The 18,662-nt window shown below is 43.7% G+C and carries 16 protein-coding genes and 2 pseudogenes; 14 read left to right on the forward strand and 4 right to left on the reverse strand.

Going from position 1 to position 18,662, the window contains the following annotated elements; genetic code table 11:
* Both J0656_RS20235 and J0656_RS16455 read left to right on the forward strand, forming a co-directional pair.
* Positions 1-117 (forward strand): annotated as a pseudogene (locus J0656_RS20235) (IS5 family transposase); the annotation flags it as partial.
* A 353-nt stretch (positions 118-470) separates the two neighbouring features.
* Positions 471-1,201: pseudogene (locus J0656_RS16455) on the forward strand (YifB family Mg chelatase-like AAA ATPase); the annotation flags it as partial.
* Positions 1,202-1,342: 141 nt separating this feature from the next.
* Here the strand turns inward: J0656_RS16455 and J0656_RS16460 are convergent.
* Positions 1,343-1,882, reverse strand: coding sequence for a hypothetical protein (locus tag J0656_RS16460; RefSeq protein ID WP_207035874.1), 540 nt, complete (start codon positions 1,880-1,882; stop codon positions 1,343-1,345).
* A 14-nt stretch (positions 1,883-1,896) separates the two neighbouring features.
* Positions 1,897-3,324: a M20 family peptidase gene (locus tag J0656_RS16465; protein WP_207035876.1), complete on the reverse strand. Its 1,428-nt coding sequence runs from the start codon at positions 3,322-3,324 to the stop codon at positions 1,897-1,899.
* A 211-nt stretch (positions 3,325-3,535) separates the two neighbouring features.
* On the opposite strand from J0656_RS16465, the gene J0656_RS16470 reads away from it, so the two are divergent.
* Positions 3,536-3,946 (forward strand): hypothetical protein, encoded by a 411-nt coding sequence (locus J0656_RS16470; protein ID WP_207035878.1) that lies wholly within the window; start codon positions 3,536-3,538, stop codon positions 3,944-3,946.
* Here J0656_RS16470 and J0656_RS16475 read toward each other — a convergent pair.
* The gene (locus J0656_RS16475) at positions 3,943-4,386 is read right to left on the reverse strand and encodes a hypothetical protein (RefSeq protein WP_207035880.1); all 444 of its coding nucleotides are present in this window, start codon (positions 4,384-4,386) and stop codon (positions 3,943-3,945) included. The two genes, J0656_RS16470 and J0656_RS16475, sit on opposite strands and share 4 nt — an antisense overlap.
* 178 nt (positions 4,387-4,564) lie before the next feature.
* On the opposite strand from J0656_RS16475, the gene J0656_RS16480 reads away from it, so the two are divergent.
* The 11 genes from J0656_RS16480 (at position 4,565) to J0656_RS16530 (ending at position 17,526) form a co-directional block, all read left to right on the forward strand.
* The gene (locus J0656_RS16480) at positions 4,565-5,761 is read left to right on the forward strand and encodes an Nramp family divalent metal transporter (RefSeq protein WP_207035883.1); all 1,197 of its coding nucleotides are present in this window, start codon (positions 4,565-4,567) and stop codon (positions 5,759-5,761) included.
* Complete coding sequence (gene pxpA / locus J0656_RS16485) at positions 5,762-6,505, forward strand: 5-oxoprolinase subunit PxpA (protein WP_207035886.1); 744 nt, start codon at positions 5,762-5,764, stop codon at positions 6,503-6,505. It abuts the gene before it with no gap.
* Positions 6,502-7,236, forward strand: coding sequence for a 5-oxoprolinase subunit PxpB (gene pxpB, locus J0656_RS16490; RefSeq protein ID WP_207035888.1), 735 nt, complete (start codon positions 6,502-6,504; stop codon positions 7,234-7,236). Before pxpA ends, pxpB begins: the two co-directional genes overlap by 4 nt.
* Complete coding sequence (locus tag J0656_RS16495; RefSeq protein ID WP_207035891.1) at positions 7,229-8,068, forward strand: 5-oxoprolinase subunit C family protein; 840 nt, start codon at positions 7,229-7,231, stop codon at positions 8,066-8,068. Before pxpB ends, J0656_RS16495 begins: the two co-directional genes overlap by 8 nt.
* 362 nt (positions 8,069-8,430) lie before the next feature.
* Entirely contained in the window at positions 8,431-10,107 is a 1,677-nt protein-coding gene (ilvD, locus tag J0656_RS16500) for a dihydroxy-acid dehydratase (protein ID WP_207035892.1), read from the forward strand.
* Between the two features lie 36 nt (positions 10,108-10,143).
* On the forward strand, positions 10,144-11,877 hold the full coding sequence (ilvB, locus tag J0656_RS16505) for a biosynthetic-type acetolactate synthase large subunit (protein WP_207035894.1): 1,734 nt from the start codon (positions 10,144-10,146) through the stop codon (positions 11,875-11,877).
* Positions 11,877-12,455, forward strand: coding sequence for an O-methyltransferase (locus J0656_RS16510; protein WP_207035896.1), 579 nt, complete (start codon positions 11,877-11,879; stop codon positions 12,453-12,455). The genes ilvB and J0656_RS16510 overlap by 1 nt, the downstream gene beginning before the upstream one ends.
* Before the next feature lie 7 nt (positions 12,456-12,462).
* Positions 12,463-12,990, forward strand: coding sequence for an acetolactate synthase small subunit (gene ilvN / locus J0656_RS16515; RefSeq protein ID WP_207035898.1), 528 nt, complete (start codon positions 12,463-12,465; stop codon positions 12,988-12,990).
* A 24-nt stretch (positions 12,991-13,014) separates the two neighbouring features.
* The gene (gene ilvC, locus J0656_RS16520) at positions 13,015-14,490 is read left to right on the forward strand and encodes a ketol-acid reductoisomerase (RefSeq protein WP_207035900.1); all 1,476 of its coding nucleotides are present in this window, start codon (positions 13,015-13,017) and stop codon (positions 14,488-14,490) included.
* An 18-nt stretch (positions 14,491-14,508) separates the two neighbouring features.
* Positions 14,509-15,774, forward strand: a complete 1,266-nt coding sequence (gene ilvA, locus J0656_RS16525) for a threonine ammonia-lyase IlvA (protein ID WP_207035902.1) — start codon at positions 14,509-14,511, stop codon at positions 15,772-15,774.
* 159 nt (positions 15,775-15,933) lie between these two features.
* Complete coding sequence (locus tag J0656_RS16530; protein ID WP_207035904.1) at positions 15,934-17,526, forward strand: NADP-dependent glyceraldehyde-3-phosphate dehydrogenase; 1,593 nt, start codon at positions 15,934-15,936, stop codon at positions 17,524-17,526.
* A 68-nt stretch (positions 17,527-17,594) separates the two neighbouring features.
* On the opposite strand, the gene leuB is transcribed toward J0656_RS16530, so the two are convergent.
* Positions 17,595-18,653: a 3-isopropylmalate dehydrogenase gene (gene leuB, locus J0656_RS16535; protein ID WP_207035906.1), complete on the reverse strand. Its 1,059-nt coding sequence runs from the start codon at positions 18,651-18,653 to the stop codon at positions 17,595-17,597.
* Positions 18,654-18,662 lie beyond the last annotated feature (9 nt).

An 18,662-nucleotide genomic window follows, 5' to 3' on the forward strand; every position in this document is an offset into this window, starting at 1 on the left:
AGTTTCAGGTCACTGCTCAACAGGTTCGATACGACCATTGAGAGCTGGAAAGGCTTCAACTATCTATCGTTCATGGTAATGGCCTTGAAAAAATTCAAACCAAAAAAGTTTAAATGAGTTCTATTAATAAAAATTGATTTAAGATTAAGATGTCTTTGAAATATAGTAAATAACTCATACTATTAAATTCACTTTTGATACTTGCACATTCAAAACGATTACTAGATTCAAATTTTCAGTTGTTTCTAGTAAAGAGAAAAAATATTTATGGCATATCTAGTATTTAAAAGTATGGTTATGTCTTATTTGTCTCGATTTAGGAATACAGAGCGGATCTTCTTAAGATTTGCTAATTACATTTTCAATACAGAGTGTTTCTTGTTTGGTGCCAGCTAGGTTGTCATATTTTATTCCTTTATTGGATTAAAATTAGTGATATGCCATTTTAATAAAGGAAAGGATTTGGATTTTTTAGAGTACCACATTTAATAGAATAACTAGCGCTGCTTTGGTAGGAGGAGGAAGTTATCCACAGCCAGGCGAGATTTCGTTGGCACATAACGGTGTCCTGTTCTTGGACGAACTGCCCGAGTTTGAACGCCGTGTGCTCGAAGTTATGCGGCAACCCATCGAGGATAGGGAGGTTACCATAGCTAGGGCCCAGTTTACGGTAACATACCCCAGCAGTTTTATGCTAGTGGCCAGTATGAACCCTAGCCCAGGAGGCTATTTTAACGACCCTGATGCGCCGGTCACTTCGTCACCAGCTGAAATGCAACGGTATTTGGGAAAAATATCAGGACCATTGTTGGACAGGATCGATATCCACATTGAAGTGACCCCGGTCCCTTTTGATAAATTGTCGGAGGAACGAAAAGGGGAAAGCAGTGTAGCAATCAGGAAAAGAGTTGAGGCGGCACGTGACCTGCAGACCAAAAGATTCGAAAGTGTGGAAGGTATCCATTACAATGCCCAAATGGGAACAAAGCATATCAGGGAGTTCTGTAAACTAAACGAATCCTCTAAAAATCTCTTGAAAGAAGCGATGCAACGACTGAATTTGTCGGCCAGGGCTTACGACAGAATCTTGAAGGTGGCTCGTACCATTGCAGATTTAGAGGGTGTTGAAGGCGTAGTGGAAAACCATATATCGGAAGCCATTCAGTACCGGAGTCTGGACAGAGAAGGCTGGTTAGGGTGATAAAAGGTACTTTACTTTATTAACCACTTCAAATAGTTTTTCTGCTTCACAAACGTACATGTGCCATGGTATGGTATTCCGAAGTTTGTTGTACAATCTTATCTTAAAACGTATGTTGTTTTTTTAGTAAGGATTGCAAGGTTATTTCAATAAGTTCCACTCTTCTTCAGTTGCTTTGGATTTTTGATATTCCATTACCAACAACCAAGCTTTATCGCGTTTTACGAGCAAGGCATCAAAATGAACGAATTGTTTTTGATTGGCGTTACCAGTCCCATTGTTGGATTGGTAAGCAAAAATTCCCGTTTCATGTGCGGTAGTTTCGTCACCTATTCGCTGTGAAAAACGGAATTCCACACTATTCTGTGTTTTTCCTGTCTGGGTGTCTATGAAGCCTTGCTTCCAATTTAGTAGCGCCTTTGCAATAGGTATAGATGCTTTGTTTTCACCAGTTGTAAAAACAACAACCGCATCTTCATGGTAGGTAGCTTTATAGCCTTCAAAGTCCCCCTCATTTACAGTTCTCGAAACCTCGGCCCAAAAGTTATTTAGTTCCGCTAGTCTTAACGAATCATTTGGAGTTTCAATTTTACCGTTTGTATCGTTTTTAGGGTTACCCGCATTAGCAATTGCAACGCTTAGTGCAAGCATCAAAGTAATAACGATTCCAATGTTTTTCATATGTAAATTTGATTTTAATCGAACCTTTTGATCAAGTTGTAGGTAAAAACAATCATTTCCTTATAGTTATCTTTCGCGATTTTTTCATCGATTCCATGGAATCTTGTCATACTGTTCGGACCTATTCGAATAGGGTAGAACCTGTACACATCATCCGATACATCATAAAAATATCTGGCATCCGTACCGCCACCTATCAAACCCGGTACCACAACGGCTTCGGGAAACACGGAGCGTATGGTTTTTTCAAGGTTTTTGAAGGCATCGGAATCTATTCCGGAAACAGGGGAAGGGTTTGTGGCAAAGCCGTTCAGTTCAACCTCGATTCCATCCCCAACAGTTTTTTTGATATGTTCCTTAACAGATTCAATGGTCTCACCGGGCAATATCCTAAAATTAATAGTGGCTTTTCCAACCGTGGGAATCACATTGTCCTTGACCCCGCCTTCGATTATGGTGGGCGCCGTAGTGGTATGTGCGTTCAAAGCCTTTAGGACAGGGCCTTTGAAAAGCCATGGATTGGCAAATGCCATTTTTTTGAAAAAGGGCATTTCGGCGCCCATATATTCGAATTGATAATCGATGGGCTTTACCAGTTTATAGGGACGCTGATTGTTCTCTAGGTCAACAATGGCCTGGGCCAACATGCCAAGGGTGTTGTTTTCCGGCGGTGCCGAACTATGGCCTCCGCTGGTTTTTACAATAAGTTGAAATGAAGCATAGCCTTTTTCCGCCAAATTGACCATAGCGACGGTCTTGTCAAAATCGGGAACCATATTCTCTGCTAAAAACCCACCTTCGTCCAAGGTCATGGCCGCATGTACCCCTTTATTTTTAAGGTATGCTGCGATGGCCTTTGCGCCGTTTCCACCTCCAAGTTCCTCATCATGTCCAAAAGCCAGATAAATGGTTTGCTTTGGCACAAAGGATTCTTTCAGCAACATTTCTACGGATTCCATAAGGGCCATCAAGGAGCTTTTGTCATCCAGAGTACCCCTACCGATAATGTGCGTGTCCGTGATAGCCCCTTCGAACGGTCCCGCCTCCCATTCGGACAGGGTCGGTTGGTCCACGGGAACCACATCTTGATGTGAAAGCAATACAATAGGTTTTTGTGACGGGTCGGAACCTTCCCATTTATAGAGCAGGCTATAATCGTTTATTTTCTCCAAAACAAGGTTCTGGTGCAGGAGTGGATAGGTTTCTTTTAAGAACTGATGAAAGCCGTTGAACGCTGTGGAATCGGGAATGGCATCCTCACTAAAGGAGATGGTTCTGAACTGGATGGCTTTTGATAGATTTTGAAATGCACCCTCGGGGAAATCCATTGCTTCCAAAGGTTCCGAAGCAACTTGTTTTGATGTAAGGGAAAAGGTGTTGATCGTCAATACGGCGATAAGAATCACAATGATGGCCAGAATGGCAAGGAGAATTTTTTTCATGGTCGGTTATGGTTGATGCCTCCAAATTAGATAAAAATCGCCAAGCAATCGATAAGAAAAAAATAATTTAATCTGCTGTTATTGACCAAATTGTCAATTAAATCGATTTAATTGAACGAATGTTCACGGATTACGTTAAACATTACTTAATCTACTGTTTTTAAGTATTTTAAAATCTATATTTGCGCCGTTTTTAAAAGAAAGTACAGGAATGCAATGTGTGGAGTTGAACCCAGCGGGCAATTTTGACCCATGGGAGCAGGAGAAGATTGATGAGTTGCTACATCAAAAAATCAAAGAGTCGTTAACGGACAAATTGGTATTCGAGAACGAGAGCGTTAAACTTTGGGACCTCAGACTTTTACCCGGCGAAAGGCTTGATTTTAGAAGGCACAATACCAATTATGGATGGGTGTGCACCACCGGAGGCCTTGTGATCACGCGTTATGGAAATGGTAAAATCGACATGATCAAACTGAATCAGGGAGATGCCGATTACTTCGAAAATAGAGGAAAAAATTACATCAATGATCTAGAGAACATCGGCGAATACGCCATTGTCATCAATATCCTTGAATACAAGACTGTGGAAAAAAAGAGCAACATGCACTTTTCAAATTAAATCGCCTTGATATTTGCCTTAAGTCCGGATATGATACCTAAAATATTTTCTACGGTCTCGTCCAAATAATATTTGACCGCAAGATGAGGAATCCTAACGGTGGTAAAACCGTTTTTAAAGGAATGCATCGCATCTTCTAGGTCGTTTATGGCCTGCTCATGAGTTATCATATTGTAATTCCTGTCGATTTCAATATTTAATTTGACCCTGGAAATGGCAATATCCACGGATTTTTTACCATCCCACCATTCCAACATGGGGTGAACACCGGCATCTTTTAGGGCATAAAATAAATGGACCGCATCAATTGGGGTATCATTGTCTAGAATTACCTTTTTGATAAGTCGTGTATGTCGTTCGCAAAGCGCTACACCTAAAGCTTCTTTTGAGGCCTTAAACTGTTGGGGGCTAATGTCTTTGCCGCAATCCTTACATCTCATTAGTTTTAGTCAAGTTTATGTCAAAGTATGATTTGGGATTATTATAACTTTGAGATTTTTGAAATAGTATAAAAATTCGACGTACGGCACCTCACTTTTAGACGAATTGCATTTTTTTGGATGAAATGCATTTTTTGTTAAGATATCTTTTAAATTCATCATTTTAAATATAGTGCTCATGTTCAATAAAATAGGTCCCGGAGTGTTGGTAGCTGCAGCATTCGTGGGCCCTGGAACCATTACGATGTGTACCTTGGCGGGAACAAACTTTGGATACGCCCTGCTGTGGGCCTTGCTTGTATCCGTATTGGCTACCATCATATTGCAGGGTATGGCGGGCAGAATTGGCCTGGTGACCCAAAGCGGTCTTGTGGATGTCGTTAGGACGGAACTTAAGACCCGGTGGGTCAAAAATTTTGTGATTGCCATTGTTTTGGGCGCTATTTTAGTGGGTAACGCAGCCTACGAAGCCGGTAATATTGGAGGTGCAACTTTGGGGCTTGAACAATTGTTGCCCCAACCGCAGTTAAGATCCTTTTTGCCGACCATTATCGGAAGCATCATATTTCTTTTGCTATGGTTCAGTAGCTACAAGATTTTGGAAAAGATATTCGTTGGACTTGTTGGTGTTATGGGGGCCAGTTTTGTAATTTGTGCCGTTTTGGTTCAACCATCGATTTCTGAAATATTCAAAGGAATGTTCATTCCAAGGTTACCGGAAAACGGATTGCTTACGGTCGTTGCGCTGGTGGGAACTACGGTGGTGCCCTATAACCTTTTCTTGCATGCTTCATTGGTCAAAGAAAAATGGAATTCCAAAACCGATTTAAAAGCAGTGAACTGGGACACCATTGTTTCGATTGGATTGGGGGGGTTGGTATCCATGGCCATACTGATCACAGCTTCGGCAGCACCGATATCAGAAATTAACAATGCATTGGACATGGCCAAGGCCTTGGAGCCCCTTTTTGGAAAAATGGCGTTCTTGTTCATGGCCATCGGACTTTTGGCAGCAGGCATCACATCGGCCATTACGGCTCCTTTGGCCGCAGCCTATGTGGCCAGTAGTTGTTTTGGATGGGAAGGGGGCATGCAGAACAAAAAGTTTAAAATGGTATGGACCATTGTGCTATTGTGCGGCGTCCTATTTCTTTCCTTTGATATTAAACCCATCGAGGTAATCCAGTTTGCCCAAGTCGCCAATGGCATTTTGCTCCCGGTAATGGCCTTGTTGCTTTTATGGGTGGTAAACAAGAAATCCGTAATGGGCGAAAACAAAAATTCACTGGTCCAGAATGCATTTGGTGTGGCCATTGTGCTGTTCACGATATTTTTGGGCGCAAAAAGTATTTTTAAAGTAATCGGACTGTTTTAGATGCATAAATTCACTATTGATATTAATTGTGATGTAGGTGAGGGTGTGGGCAATGAGGCCGATATTTTCCCTTTTATAAGTTCTTGCAATATAGCTTGCGGAGGACATGCGGGAGATAGGGAAACCATGTTGAAGGTGACCAAACTCGCCAAGCGAAACAATATCAAGGTAGGTTCGCACCCATCTTATCCGGATAAGGCCAATTTTGGCAGGGAAGTGATGGATATTTCCAACCAAGATTTAATACAAAGCATTAGGCAGCAATTGTCGATTTTTGATGAAGTATTGAAAAAGACGGAAGTCAGCCTGCATCACATCAAAGCGCATGGTGCGCTGTACAATCAAACTGCGAAAGATGGAGATTTGGCAAAGGTATATTTGGATGCTGTTGAAAAGTATAAGAATCAAGCCGTGCTCTATGTTCCGTTCAAGTCGGTAATTGCGGAAATGGCAGAAGAGCGTGGATTTAAAATCTGGTTTGAAGCCTTTGCGGACCGAAATTACAATTCCGACCTATCCCTCGTTTCCAGAAAAGAAGAGAATGCTTTGATTGAAGAACCTGCAACCGTTTTAGAACACATATTGCCCATCATCAAAAAGGGAGAAGTGGTTTCGGTGCAAGGCCAATCCTTAAATATTCAGGCGGACACCCTTTGCATACATGGCGATACGGTTTCTGCATTAAAAATATTAATGTATCTTTCAAAAGCATTACCCCAAAACCAGGTGCAGATACAAAAGTGAAAAGTTACCCCATCAGCATTAAGCCTTTCGGAGAACGAGCTGTTTTAGTAGAATGGCCCGAAAAGGTGAGTGAATCCATTTTAGCGGACATCCTCGATTTTATGGACGCTTTCAAAGAACTGGAAATTCCAGGTTGGGAAATGTCCGTGGCCTATAATTCCTTGACCATGGTCTATAACCAAGACCATATCGACTTTGAGGAGACCAAAAACATGATTCTGGAGTGCCACGAAAAACAGGCCAAATCCAAAACAGAGCGCATACAACATTTATGGACATTACCCGTGTGCTATGACCTCGAATTCGGAATGGACATTGAAGAGGCCTCCAAAACATTAGGTTTGTCGGTCAAAGAACTTATTGAGCAGCACACATCGCACCAATATGTGGTGTACGGCATCGGATTTTTGCCCGGCTTTATGTATTTGGGCGGACTCCCAACATCCTTGGAGATTCCCAGAAGGGCCGAACCCAGGTTAAAGGTGCAGAAAGGTTCGGTAGGGTTGGCCAGTAAACAAACGGGCATTTATCCACAGGATTCCCCGGGCGGATGGAATATTATTGGCAATTGCCCGATCAATTTGTTCGATCCTACCAAAAAGGACCCTTGTTTTGTTAAGGTGGGGGACAAGATACAGTTTGAAAGCATATCGAAAGCAGAATACAAACTACATAAAATTGAGGGCGAAGTAGGTATTTACGAACCGGAAAAAGTTGTGCTGAATGCTTAAAGTTTTAAAACCGGGCCTTTATTCAACGATTCAGGACCTTGGCAGGTTCGGACATCGCGATATCGGGGTTCCAATATCAGGGGCCATGGATGTGGAGTCCGTGAAAAAGGCAAATATGCTTTTGGAGAATGATGAAAATGCCGCGGTCATCGAAATTACCATGACCGGTCCCACGCTGTTGTTCGATACCACTTCGTACATCTGTTTGTCAGGGGCACATATCGTTGCTACCTTGAACAATCAACCCATTGATAACTACACGGTGCTAAAAGTGGAAAAGGGCGATATTCTATCCTACGGTCGATTGGAAACCGGGTTCCGCGGGTATTTGGCCATAAAAGGCGGTTTTCAGTCCAAAAAAGTGCTCGATAGCCATTCCCTTTTTTTCCCGGTCACCAAGTCTGCCCGACTCAAGGATGGTGATGAAATACCGTATAAGGAAACCTTGTCCTACGAGCCAAAAATATCCGAAATCAAAATAGAGGAGCATTTTGAGAAAAACACATTGAAAGTGTACAAGGGCCCAGAATTTTCGTTGCTATCCGATGGTCAGCTCATGGAGATTTTCGCAAAACCTTACACAGTTTCCAAGGAAAACAACCGAATGGCCTACCAACTCTCCGAGCTGATTACCGGACACTCCCATTCCATGCTCACCTCGGGAACCTTGCCCGGAACTGTACAGCTGACACCGGCAGGCCGCATGATCATTTTAATGAAAGATGGCCAGACCACAGGAGGGTATCCCCGTATACTTCAATTGAGCGAGGAATCCATATCGGTGCTTGCACAGAAAAAGTATGGGGATGAGTTGAAGTTTAAACTGGTCTGAGAAACATATTCTAATTCTTGATTCTAAATTCAAAATATTTTTTCGTACCATTGACCTATGAAAAGAAATAAACAAGTCATTGTCGAGGTCGTGATTATTCCAGAAATGGGCTGATACAGACTTGTTATTGACTTAAAAAGGCCTGTATCCCACACGATACAGGCCTTTTTTATTACAATAAAATTAATTGAATATTGGAATTTTAATCAATCTAAAAAACTGAAATACAGTTATTTATGTTTATTATGTTTCCAGTGGATTTAAACAGCGAACAACTGTTAAAAATCTAGGGCTTTTTAAACATTTATCTTTGAATTACGGTATAAATTCAGAAGAATACTGTATTTGAATGAAATTTGATAATGGAATTGAACAAGTTTAGCAAAAAAGTAACACAAGACCCAACCTTGCCTGCCGCCCAGGCCATGTTGCATGCGATTGGACTAACGGATGAAGATTTACAAAAACCCCTAATCGGAATAGCGAGTACAGGGTACGAGGGAAACCCTTGCAACATGCACCTCAATGATTTGGCTCTCGAAGTGAAAAAAGGAGTGGAGTCTTCCAATTTGGTCGGCCTTATTTTCAACACCATCGGGGTAAGTGATGGAATTTCCAACGGTACCCCAGGTATGCGTTATTCGCTGCCTTCGCGTGACATTATTGCAGATTCCATTGAAACCGTTATCCATGCCATGAGCTATGACGGATTGGTAACCGTGGTAGGGTGCGACAAGAACATGCCAGGTGCCCTTATGGCCCAATTGCGATTGAACCGCCCATCCATTTTGGTATACGGTGGGACCATTGCACCAGGCTGTCATAACAATAAAAAATTGGATATCATCTCAGCTTTTGAAGCTTACGGACAAAAAGTGGCTGGGGCCATAGACGAGAATGAATACAAGGAAGTAATCCACAAAGCGTGTCCAGGAGCTGGAGCCTGCGGAGGGATGTACACCGCCAATACCATGGCATCTGCCATTGAGGCGATGGGAATGTCCATGCCGTTCAATTCATCAATTCCTGCAGTAAACGATAAAAAACAAGCAGATTGCGAAGCATCGGGTGCAGCATTGTACCATTTGCTGAAAGAGGACATCAAACCAAGGGATATCGTTACCAAAAAAGCATTGGAGAATGCCTTTAGATTGGTCACCGTGCTCGGGGGATCTACGAATGCGGTGCTTCACTTTATGGCCATCGCGCATGCGGCTGATGTGGATTTTACTTTGGAAGACATTACAAGAATAAGTGAATCCACGCCTTTGTTGGCCGATTTAAAACCTAGCGGAAAGTATTTGATGGAAGACCTGCATAACGTTGGCGGAGTTCCTGCGGTATTGAAATATATGTTGAAGGAAGGTATGCTTCACGGAGATTGTATGACCGTTACGGGAAAAACTTTGGCCGAAAACTTATTGGACGCCCCAGATTTGCAAGAAGGTCAAGACATCATCAGAAAAAAGGAGCAACCCATTAAGGAAACGGGACATATTCGTATATTATATGGAAACCTTGCTTCCGAAGGTGCTGTGGCAAAAATCACAGGAAAAGAAGGACTTGAATTTACGGGAACCGCCCGTGTTTTTGATAGCGAAGTTGCCGTAAACGAGGGCATTCATACAGGAAAAGTTCAAAAGGGCGATGTGGTGGTCATCCGATACGAAGGTCCAAAAGGAGCACCTGGAATGCCCGAAATGTTGAAGCCAACTTCCGCCATTATGGGTGCAGGCCTTGGAAAAGATGTAGCCTTGATCACCGATGGAAGGTTCTCGGGTGGTTCCCACGGATTTGTAGTGGGCCATGTTTCCCCCGAAGCACAAGTTGGTGGCGGAATCGCCTTGGTAAAAGACGGCGATGAAATCACGATAGATGCCGTGAACAACACCATCAATATTAATATTTCGGACGAAGAGTTCGAACAACGGAGAAAAGAATGGAAGCAACCTGAATTGAAAATAAAATCAGGGAGCTTGTACAAATACGCCAAAACGGTATCATCCGCAGCAAAAGGCTGTGTTACCGATTTGTTTTAACAATCATGATAGGGGTATCTCCCTAAATACAGGCTTATGGAGACATTGAAAGCACAAAAAAAAGATAGTAAAAGTCAAAAGGCCATCAGGATTACTGGTGCGGAGGCAATAATCCATTGTTTGCTCGCAGAAGGAGTGGATTTGATCTATGGCTACCCAGGCGGTGCCATTATGCCCGTGTATGACGAATTATATAAGTTTCAGGATAAACTTACCCATATTTTAACGCGTCACGAGCAAGGTGCTACGCATGCTGCCCAAGGTTACGCCAGGGTTACGGGCAGAGTAGGGGTTGCCATGGCAACTTCTGGACCTGGAGCGACCAATTTAGTGACCGGGATTGCCGATGCGCAGATAGATTCCACCCCTATGGTTTGTATCACGGGTCAGGTAACGAGAAGTCTTTTGGGTTCCGATGCGTTCCAGGAAACAGATATCGTAGGTATTTCTACGCCCGTGACCAAGTGGAACTACCAAATCACCAAGGTGGAGGAGATTCCAGAAATCATGGCGAAGGCATTTTATATTGCACGCTCGGGAAGACCAGGTCCCGTTTTGGTGGATATTACCAAGAATGCCCAGTTTGATGAATTCGACTTTGTATATGAAAAGTGCACGGCCGTACGAAGCTACAAGCCCGTACCAAAACCAAATCCAAGCAGTATCGAGAAGGCAGCAGAGCTCATCAATAGCGCTAAAAAACCTTTTATCGTATTTGGTCAAGGTGTGATTTTGGGAGAGGCCGAGGCCGAACTCAAAGCTTTGGTGGAAAAAGCGGGAATTCCAGCAGCTTGGACCATTCTCGGTCTTTCCGCCATGGATACCGACCACCCGTTGAATGTAGGCATGGTAGGGATGCATGGGAACTACGGACCCAATATGTTGACGAACGAATGCGATGTGCTTATAGCAATTGGAATGCGCTTTGATGACCGTGTAACAGGAAACTTGGAGACCTATGCGAAGCAGGCGAAAATCGTTCATTTTGAAATCGACCAGGCTGAAGTCAACAAAAACGTAAAAGTGGACGTTGCCGTTTTGGGCAATGCCAAGGAAACTTTAGCGCAAATACTTCCATTGCTGGATAAGAAAGAGCACAAGGAATGGAGGGCCGAGTTTGATAAAATGTATCAAATTGAATACGATACCCTGATTCATAACGATATTCACCCGACCAAAGAAGGACTGACCATGGGCGAAGTGATTGAACAGATCAACGTGGCTTCGGGTCATAAAGCCGTAATGGTTTCCGATGTGGGACAACATCAGATGATTGCCTGTCGCTATGCAAAGTTCAAACAATCCAAGAGCAATATTACTTCAGGAGGTCTGGGAACCATGGGATTTGGTCTTCCTGCGGCCATTGGTGCCAAAATGGGGGCCATGGATCGCGAAGTGGTCGCCATTATCGGTGATGGTGGTTATCAGATGACCATTCAGGAGTTGGGTGTTATTTTCCAACACAATGTCCCCGTGAAAATTGTGGTATTGAACAACGATCACTTGGGCATGGTGCGTCAGTGGCAAGAACTTTTCTTTGACAGGAGATATGCATCAACCGTAATGACAAATCCTGATTTTGTAAAGATTGCCGAAGGATATCATATCAAATCAAGAAGGGTGACCGAAAGAGCCGACCTTCAAGAGGCCGTTCAAGAAATGATAGCGTCCAAAGACCCATACTTTTTGGAAGTGAAAGTGGAGAAAGAGGATAATGTATTCCCTATGATTCCATCAGGAGCCTCTGTTTCCGATATCAGATTGAAATAATGGACCAATCCTTTATCATAGAACAGCCCAAGCAATATCAAGATTTGCTTGAGAAGAGCAAAGAAATGGGGTTTACCATGCCTTCCGATATTTACATCGGTACTTTGTTGAAAACACTGGTAGCATCAAAGCCTTCAGGAAACTTTTTGGAATTGGGCACAGGAATCGGTTTGTCCTTGGCGTGGATGGTTCAAGGAATGGACGAAGATTCAGGCATAACAAGTGTTGACAATGATTCCGAACTTATTGAAGTGGCCCAGCTGTTTTTTGAGGACGAAGATAGATTGGAGCTGGTTTGCGCCGATGGCGGTAAATGGCTTGAAGAATATAAAGGCGATTCCTTCGATTTGATTTTTGCGGATGCGTGGCCAGGAAAATACAGTCATTTGGATACGGCCTTGGCATTGTTAAAAAAAGGCGGTTACTATGTAATCGACGACATGAAGAAGCAGCCCAATTGGCCTGAGGGACATGAAGAAAAAGCAAACGAATTGGTCAAAACGATCGAGAAAAGAAAAGATATTACAATAACAAAGATGGACTGGTCCACAGGACTTATAGTTGCAGTAAAAAAATAAAAACAACATGGGAAAACAATGGTATACCATCTCGGTGTATTCCGAAAATCATGTGGGACTGCTCAATAGAATATCTGGAATATTCCTAAAGCGACACATCAACATTGAAAGCTTAAATGTTTCAAAATCAGAGATTGAAGGTGTTTCTAAATTCACGATTGTGGTCTTTACCACCGAGGATTGGACACGCAAGATAGTAGGTCAAATTGAAAAACAAATAGAGGTTATCAAGGCATACTATCATACCGATGATGAAACCATTTATCAAGAATCTGCATTGTTCAAAATTGCTTCGCACTTGTTGTTCGATGAGCGTCAGATCCAGAATATCATCAAAGAAAGCAATGCACAGATCGTAACCGTGAACCGCGAGTTTTTTGCCTTGGCCAAAACAGGCCGCAGGCACGAAATTGACGAGATGCACGACGCCCTTTTGCCGTATGGCATTATGCAATTTGTGCGTTCGGGCCGTATTGCGGTGACGAAGGCGGCAATGCCGATCAGCGAAATATTACAGGAATTTCAAGAAAACTAAATAGCGTAAAATCAAATACTAAAAATGGCAAATTACTTTAACACACTATCACTTCGCGAACAACTGACACAGTTGGGAAAATGTAGATTTATGGATTCCAGCGAATTTGCTGATGGTGTTACCGCATTAAAAGGAAAGAAAATTGTAATTGTTGGGTGTGGTGCCCAGGGGTTGAACCAAGGGCTGAACATGCGTGACTCGGGATTGGACATTTCGTACGCGCTTCGCCCAGCAGCTATCAAAGAGGAAAGACAATCCTTTAAAAACGCAAAAGAGAACAATTTTGTGGTGGGAACCTATGAGGACTTGATTCCAACTGCAGATTTGGTCATCAACCTTACTCCCGACAAGCAGCACACCAATGTGGTAGGCACAGTAATGCCTTTGATGAAAAAAGGAGCTACGTTGTCCTACTCGCACGGTTTCAATATTGTGGAAGAAGGAATGCAGGTACGTGAGGACCTTACCGTGATCATGGTGGCCCCAAAAAGTCCTGGTTCCGAGGTGCGTGAAGAGTACAAAAGAGGTTTTGGTGTACCAACTCTGATTGCCGTACACCCAGAAAACGACCCAGAGGGCAAAGGTTTGGAACAAGCCAAGGCTTATGCTGCAGCAACTGGAGGGGATAAAGCAGGGGTTCTTGAATCATCATTCGTGGCGGAAGTAAAATCAGATTTGATGGGCGAGCAGACCATTCTTTGTGGTTTGTTGCAAACAGGATCCATCTTATCCTTCAACAAAATGGTTGAAAAAGGGGTTGATAAAGCCTATGCTTCCAAATTGATCCAATACGGATGGGAAACCATCACCGAAGGTTTGAAGCAAGGAGGTATCACCAATATGATGGACCGTTTGTCCAATCCTGCCAAGATCAAAGCATTTGATTTGGCAGAAGAATTGAAAGTGATCATGCGTCCGTTGTTCCAAAAACATATGGATGACATTATGAGCGGACATTTCTCCAAAACCATGATGGAAGACTGGGACAATGGTGATAAAAACCTGTTGGATTGGAGAGCTGCCACAGGAGAAACTGCATTCGAAAAAACTCCAGCGGGAGATATGGAAATCTCTGAGCAGGAATACTACGACAATGGCGTTTTGATGGTCGCTTTTGTAAAATCCGGGGTGGAATTGGCCTATGAGACCATGACCGAATCTGGAATCATTGGCGAATCAGCCTATTATGAGTCATTGCACGAGACACCGTTGATCGCAAATACCATTGCGAGAAAGAAATTGTTCGAAATGAACCGTGTGATCTCCGATACGGCAGAGTACGGTTGTTATTTGTTCGACCATGCGTGTAAACCGCTTTTGACCGATTTTATGAAAAAAGTGGACACGGATATCATTGGCAAGCACTTTGGCGAAGGCAAGGACACTGGCGTGGACAACGTACGGTTGATCGCGGTGAACAAAGCCATCCGTGAGCACAATGTAGAGGTGGTTGGTGCCAGGTTGCGCGCATCAATGACCGCCATGAAGCCAATCGGATAACATAAAACCATTGGCCCCATGAGTGAAACTGTGGAAACTTACTTTCCGCAAATAGCGGATATTTATCAAGCAGCGAAGACCATTGCCCAAGTGGCGGAGGTTACGCCTATGCAGCAAAGTATCCGCTATTCCAAAACCCATGGGGCCAACATTCTTCTTAAACGGGAAGACCTCCACAGGGTGCGCAGCTACAAAATCCGCGGAGCGTACAACAAGATAAGCTCATTAAGCCAAAACCAACTGGACAACGGTGTGGTGTGTGCCAGCGCAGGGAACCACGCGCAGGGCGTTGCCTTTGCCTGTAGTCATTTACAGGTAAAAGGAACCATTTATATGCCTGTGGTCACGCCAAAACAGAAGATAGACCAGACCACGATGTTCGGTGGGGAATGGGTGGATGTGGTTCTTGAAGGAGACACCTTTGACGATTCCAAAAAAGCAGCCGAATTGTTCTGCGAGCAGGAAGGCAAAACTTTTGTCCATCCGTTTGATGATGAAAAAACCATCGAGGGCCAAGCTACCGTTGGTTTGGAAATCCTGCAACAAACCAGCGAGCCCATTGATTATGTTTTTGTCGCCGTTGGCGGTGGTGGATTGGCATCGGGTCTTTGTGGCACCTTCCAGGCTTTGTCTCCCAACACCAGAATAATAGGGGTTGAGCCAGAAGGAGCACCTTCCATGTTGAAATCCATTGAAGAGGGAGCGTTGGTGGAGCTTGAAAACATTGATAAGTTTATCGATGGTGCAGCGGTTCAGAAAGTGGGATCGTTGACCTATCCTATTTGCAGGGAATATCTTCATAAAATGATAACCGTTCCCGAAGGGAAAGTGTGCCAGACCATCTTGGACCTTTACAATAGGGATGCCATCGTGGTGGAGCCCGCAGGTGCTTTGACGATTGCAGCTTTGGATTATTTCAAGGAAGAAATCAAGGGCAAGAACGTGGTCTGTGTGGTAAGTGGAAGCAACAACGATATTACCCGAACGGCAGAAATCAAGGAAAGAGCCTTGCTGTATGCCCAATTGAAGCACTATTTTATTGTGAGATTTCCACAGCGCCCAGGTGCGTTAAAGGAATTTGTGGTGGATATTTTGGGCCCCAATGACGACATTACACATTTTGAATATTCAAAAAAGTCGAGCAGGGAAAATGCACCTGCCATAGTTGGGGTGGAGCTAAAATCTCCCGATGACTTGGCTCCTTTGATCCAACGGATGAAGGACAATAATTTCTTTGGGGATTATCTCAACAATAAACCAGACCTGTTCCAGTATTTGGTGTGATGCCCTTAACATTTACGATCCATGTTTTTACAAACCTGGTTTTCTGCCAGTTTCTATAGCAATGGAATGAAATCCTCCGGCCTTAAAAAGGTTTTTATGTTAGCTTTGTACAGGAAGGTCGACCCATTTATAATCAACAAGAATCAATAATAACAACTAATGGCAACAACAAAGAACAAAATTCCGGAAGCTTTTCAAATTACCGAAGAGCTTCATCAAAGAACATATTTGGTCAATGGAGAATTACGTAAATGGGACGGGGATACCAGTCCTGTAATCTCCACCATATCATCCACAGAGGAATATGCCCCAACGACTTTGGGAAGTGTCCCCGACATGGGAGAAGCCGAGGCCTTGGATGCTTTGGAGGCCGCTTTGGCAGCCTACGACAAAGGGCAGGGGCTATGGCCAACCATGAAAGTGAAGGACCGTATTGAGTGCATGGAAGCCTTCGTGAAGAAAATGGAGCAAAAGCGTGAACAAGTGGTGAAGCTTTTGATGTGGGAGATAGGAAAATCCAAGCCAGATTCTTACAAGGAGTTCGATCGTACCGTTGAGTATATTTACGACACCATTGAGGAATATAAGCAATTGGACCGCAATAATGCCAAATTTGAAAAGCATGATGGCGTTTATGCCCACATCCGTAGGGGCCCCCTTGGAGTGGTGTTGTGCCTTGGGCCATACAACTATCCGCTGAATGAGACTTTTGCTTTGTTGATTCCCGCTATCATCATGGGGAATACTACCATTTTTAAGCCGGCAAAACATGGAGTTTTGTTGATTACGCCACTTCTGGAAGCTTTTCAGAGCTGTTTTCCAAAAGGAGTGGTGAATATACTTTTCGGTAGAGGAAGAACCGTAGCGGCCCCCATAATGCAAACAGGAAAGGTGGATGTGCTGGCCTTGATAGGAAACAGTAAATCAGCGAATGCATTACAAGAACAACACCCCAAGAGCAACAGATTGCGTTTGGTTTTGGGCTTGGAAGCCAAAAACCCCGCCATTGTACTTCCCGATGCTGAATTGGATTTGACCATCAACGAGTGTATTTCGGGTACCTTGTCGTTTAATGGGCAGCGTTGTACCGCGTTAAAGGTGGTCTACGTTCACGATGAAATCAAGGATAAATTCCTAAAGAATTTCGCGGAGAAAGTCGATGGATTAAAATTCGGTAATCCATGGGACGACGGCGTTAGCCTGACACCACTTCCTGAACCCGATAAGCCTGCTTACATTCAGGAGTTGTTGGATGATGCTTTGGCGAAAGGAGCCAAAATCATCAACAAAAAAGGAGGGAAGCATTTTGACAATTACATATGGCCAGCAGTGCTTTATCCTGTAACCAAGGATATGCGGGTCTATCAAGAAGAGCAATTTGGGCCAATAATTCCTGTACTTTCCTTTCAGGATATTGAAGAGCCCTTGGATGATATGGCCGAATCAAACTACGGACAGCAGGTCAGCTTGTTCGGTAAGGATGTGTATACCTTGTCCCCGCTGATCGATACATTGGCGAATTTGGTGTGCCGCGTAAACCTGAACAGTTCCTGCCAGCGTGGCCCGGATGTGTATCCGTTTACGGGAAGAAAGGATTCTGCCCAGTCCACATTGAGCGTACACGATGCCCTGCGTTCATTCTCTATCCGAACATTTGTAGCATTCAAGGACAACAACCTGAACGTACAGACGGTAGAGCAATTGATGGAGGCTAAAGTGAGTAACTTTTTGAGTACTGACTATATTTTGTAAAAGAAAACTTCAAGAATAAAAAAAAGCCCCGAATTTCGGGGCTTTTTTTTGGTTTTCATATGGGTTGATTAAATATTCTTGGCCAACCAATCACCAACTTCGCTGGTCTTGTATGCTTTCCCGCCATCGGCAAGATCTTCGGTAACCACACCTTCAGCCAATGATTTGTTCACGACCTCACGGATGGCTTCGGCTTCGTCCTTAAGTCCAAATGCCGTTTCGAACATCATTGCTGCGGATAAAACGGTGGCCAATGGGTTGGCAATATCCTTTCCTGCAGCCTGTGGGTAAGAACCATGAATGGGTTCAAACAAGGAAGTCTTTTCCCCCAAAGAGGCTGATGGCATCAATCCCATAGATCCTGAAATCACGGAAGCTTCATCCGTTAAAATATCACCGAACAAGTTTTCTGTGATCAAAACGTCGTAGGCACTTGGCCATTGTACCAAACGCATGGCTACGGCATCCACAAATTCATAGGATACTTCCACTTCTGGATAGTCTTTTTCCAATTTCTGAACGGTTTCTCTCCATAAACGCGAAGTTTCCAGAACGTTGGCCTTGTCCACACAACAAAGTTTTTTGGATCGCTGCATGGCCATTTCAAAACCTTTTCTAGCCAAACGTTCCACTTCTGCACGCGTGTAGGTGCAGGTATCGTAAGCAGTATTGTCATTGTCCTCACGACCTCTTTTTCCAAAGTAGATACCTCCTGTAAGTTCACGTAGGAATACCAAATCCGTTCCTTCGATGCGCTCTCTTTTCAATGGCGATTTATCTATCAAAGATGGAAAAGTAAAGGTCGGACGTACATTGGCGAACAACCCCAGTTTTTGGCGCATTTTCAACAAACCTTGCTCGGGACGTACCTTGGCAGAAGGGTCATTGTCAAATCTCGGGTGGCCAATGGCTCCAAAAAGGACGGCATCGGCAGCAACACAGGCTTCGTGGGTTTTGTCCGGGTAAGGTTCGCCAACCGCATCAATGGCTGCAGCACCGGTTAGGGCAGGGGTCCAGCTAATTTCGTGACCGAACTTTGCAGCTACAGCGTCAGATACTTTTACGGCTTGATCAATTACTTCGGGGCCAATTCCATCTCCGGCCAAGAGTGCTATGTTTAGTTTCATTATATCAAT

Origin of the sequence: Flagellimonas aurea, from assembly GCF_017313785.1 — a bacterium.
GTDB classification, from domain to species: domain Bacteria; phylum Bacteroidota; class Bacteroidia; order Flavobacteriales; family Flavobacteriaceae; genus Flagellimonas; species Flagellimonas aurea.

Bases quoted from the DNA above. Each gene is read 5' to 3' on its own strand.
- J0656_RS16460 (WP_207035874.1), bottom strand. From the start codon at position 1,882: ATGAAAAACATTGGAATCGTTATTACTTTGATGCTTGCACTAAGCGTT.
- J0656_RS16465 (WP_207035876.1), bottom strand. From the start codon at position 3,324: ATGAAAAAAATTCTCCTTGCCATTCTGGCCATCATTGTGATTCTTATC.
- J0656_RS16470 (WP_207035878.1), top strand. From the start codon at position 3,536: ATGCAATGTGTGGAGTTGAACCCAGCGGGCAATTTTGACCCATGGGAG.
- J0656_RS16475 (WP_207035880.1), bottom strand. From the start codon at position 4,386: ATGAGATGTAAGGATTGCGGCAAAGACATTAGCCCCCAACAGTTTAAG.
- J0656_RS16480 (WP_207035883.1), top strand. From the start codon at position 4,565: ATGTTCAATAAAATAGGTCCCGGAGTGTTGGTAGCTGCAGCATTCGTG.
- pxpA (WP_207035886.1), top strand. From the start codon at position 5,762: ATGCATAAATTCACTATTGATATTAATTGTGATGTAGGTGAGGGTGTG.
- J0656_RS16495 (WP_207035891.1), top strand. From the start codon at position 7,229: ATGCTTAAAGTTTTAAAACCGGGCCTTTATTCAACGATTCAGGACCTT.
- ilvD (WP_207035892.1), top strand. From the start codon at position 8,431: ATGGAATTGAACAAGTTTAGCAAAAAAGTAACACAAGACCCAACCTTG.
- ilvB (WP_207035894.1), top strand. From the start codon at position 10,144: ATGGAGACATTGAAAGCACAAAAAAAAGATAGTAAAAGTCAAAAGGCC.
- J0656_RS16510 (WP_207035896.1), top strand. From the start codon at position 11,877: ATGGACCAATCCTTTATCATAGAACAGCCCAAGCAATATCAAGATTTG.
- ilvN (WP_207035898.1), top strand. From the start codon at position 12,463: ATGGGAAAACAATGGTATACCATCTCGGTGTATTCCGAAAATCATGTG.
- ilvC (WP_207035900.1), top strand. From the start codon at position 13,015: ATGGCAAATTACTTTAACACACTATCACTTCGCGAACAACTGACACAG.
- ilvA (WP_207035902.1), top strand. From the start codon at position 14,509: ATGAGTGAAACTGTGGAAACTTACTTTCCGCAAATAGCGGATATTTAT.
- J0656_RS16530 (WP_207035904.1), top strand. From the start codon at position 15,934: ATGGCAACAACAAAGAACAAAATTCCGGAAGCTTTTCAAATTACCGAA.
- leuB (WP_207035906.1), bottom strand. From the start codon at position 18,653: ATGAAACTAAACATAGCACTCTTGGCCGGAGATGGAATTGGCCCCGAA.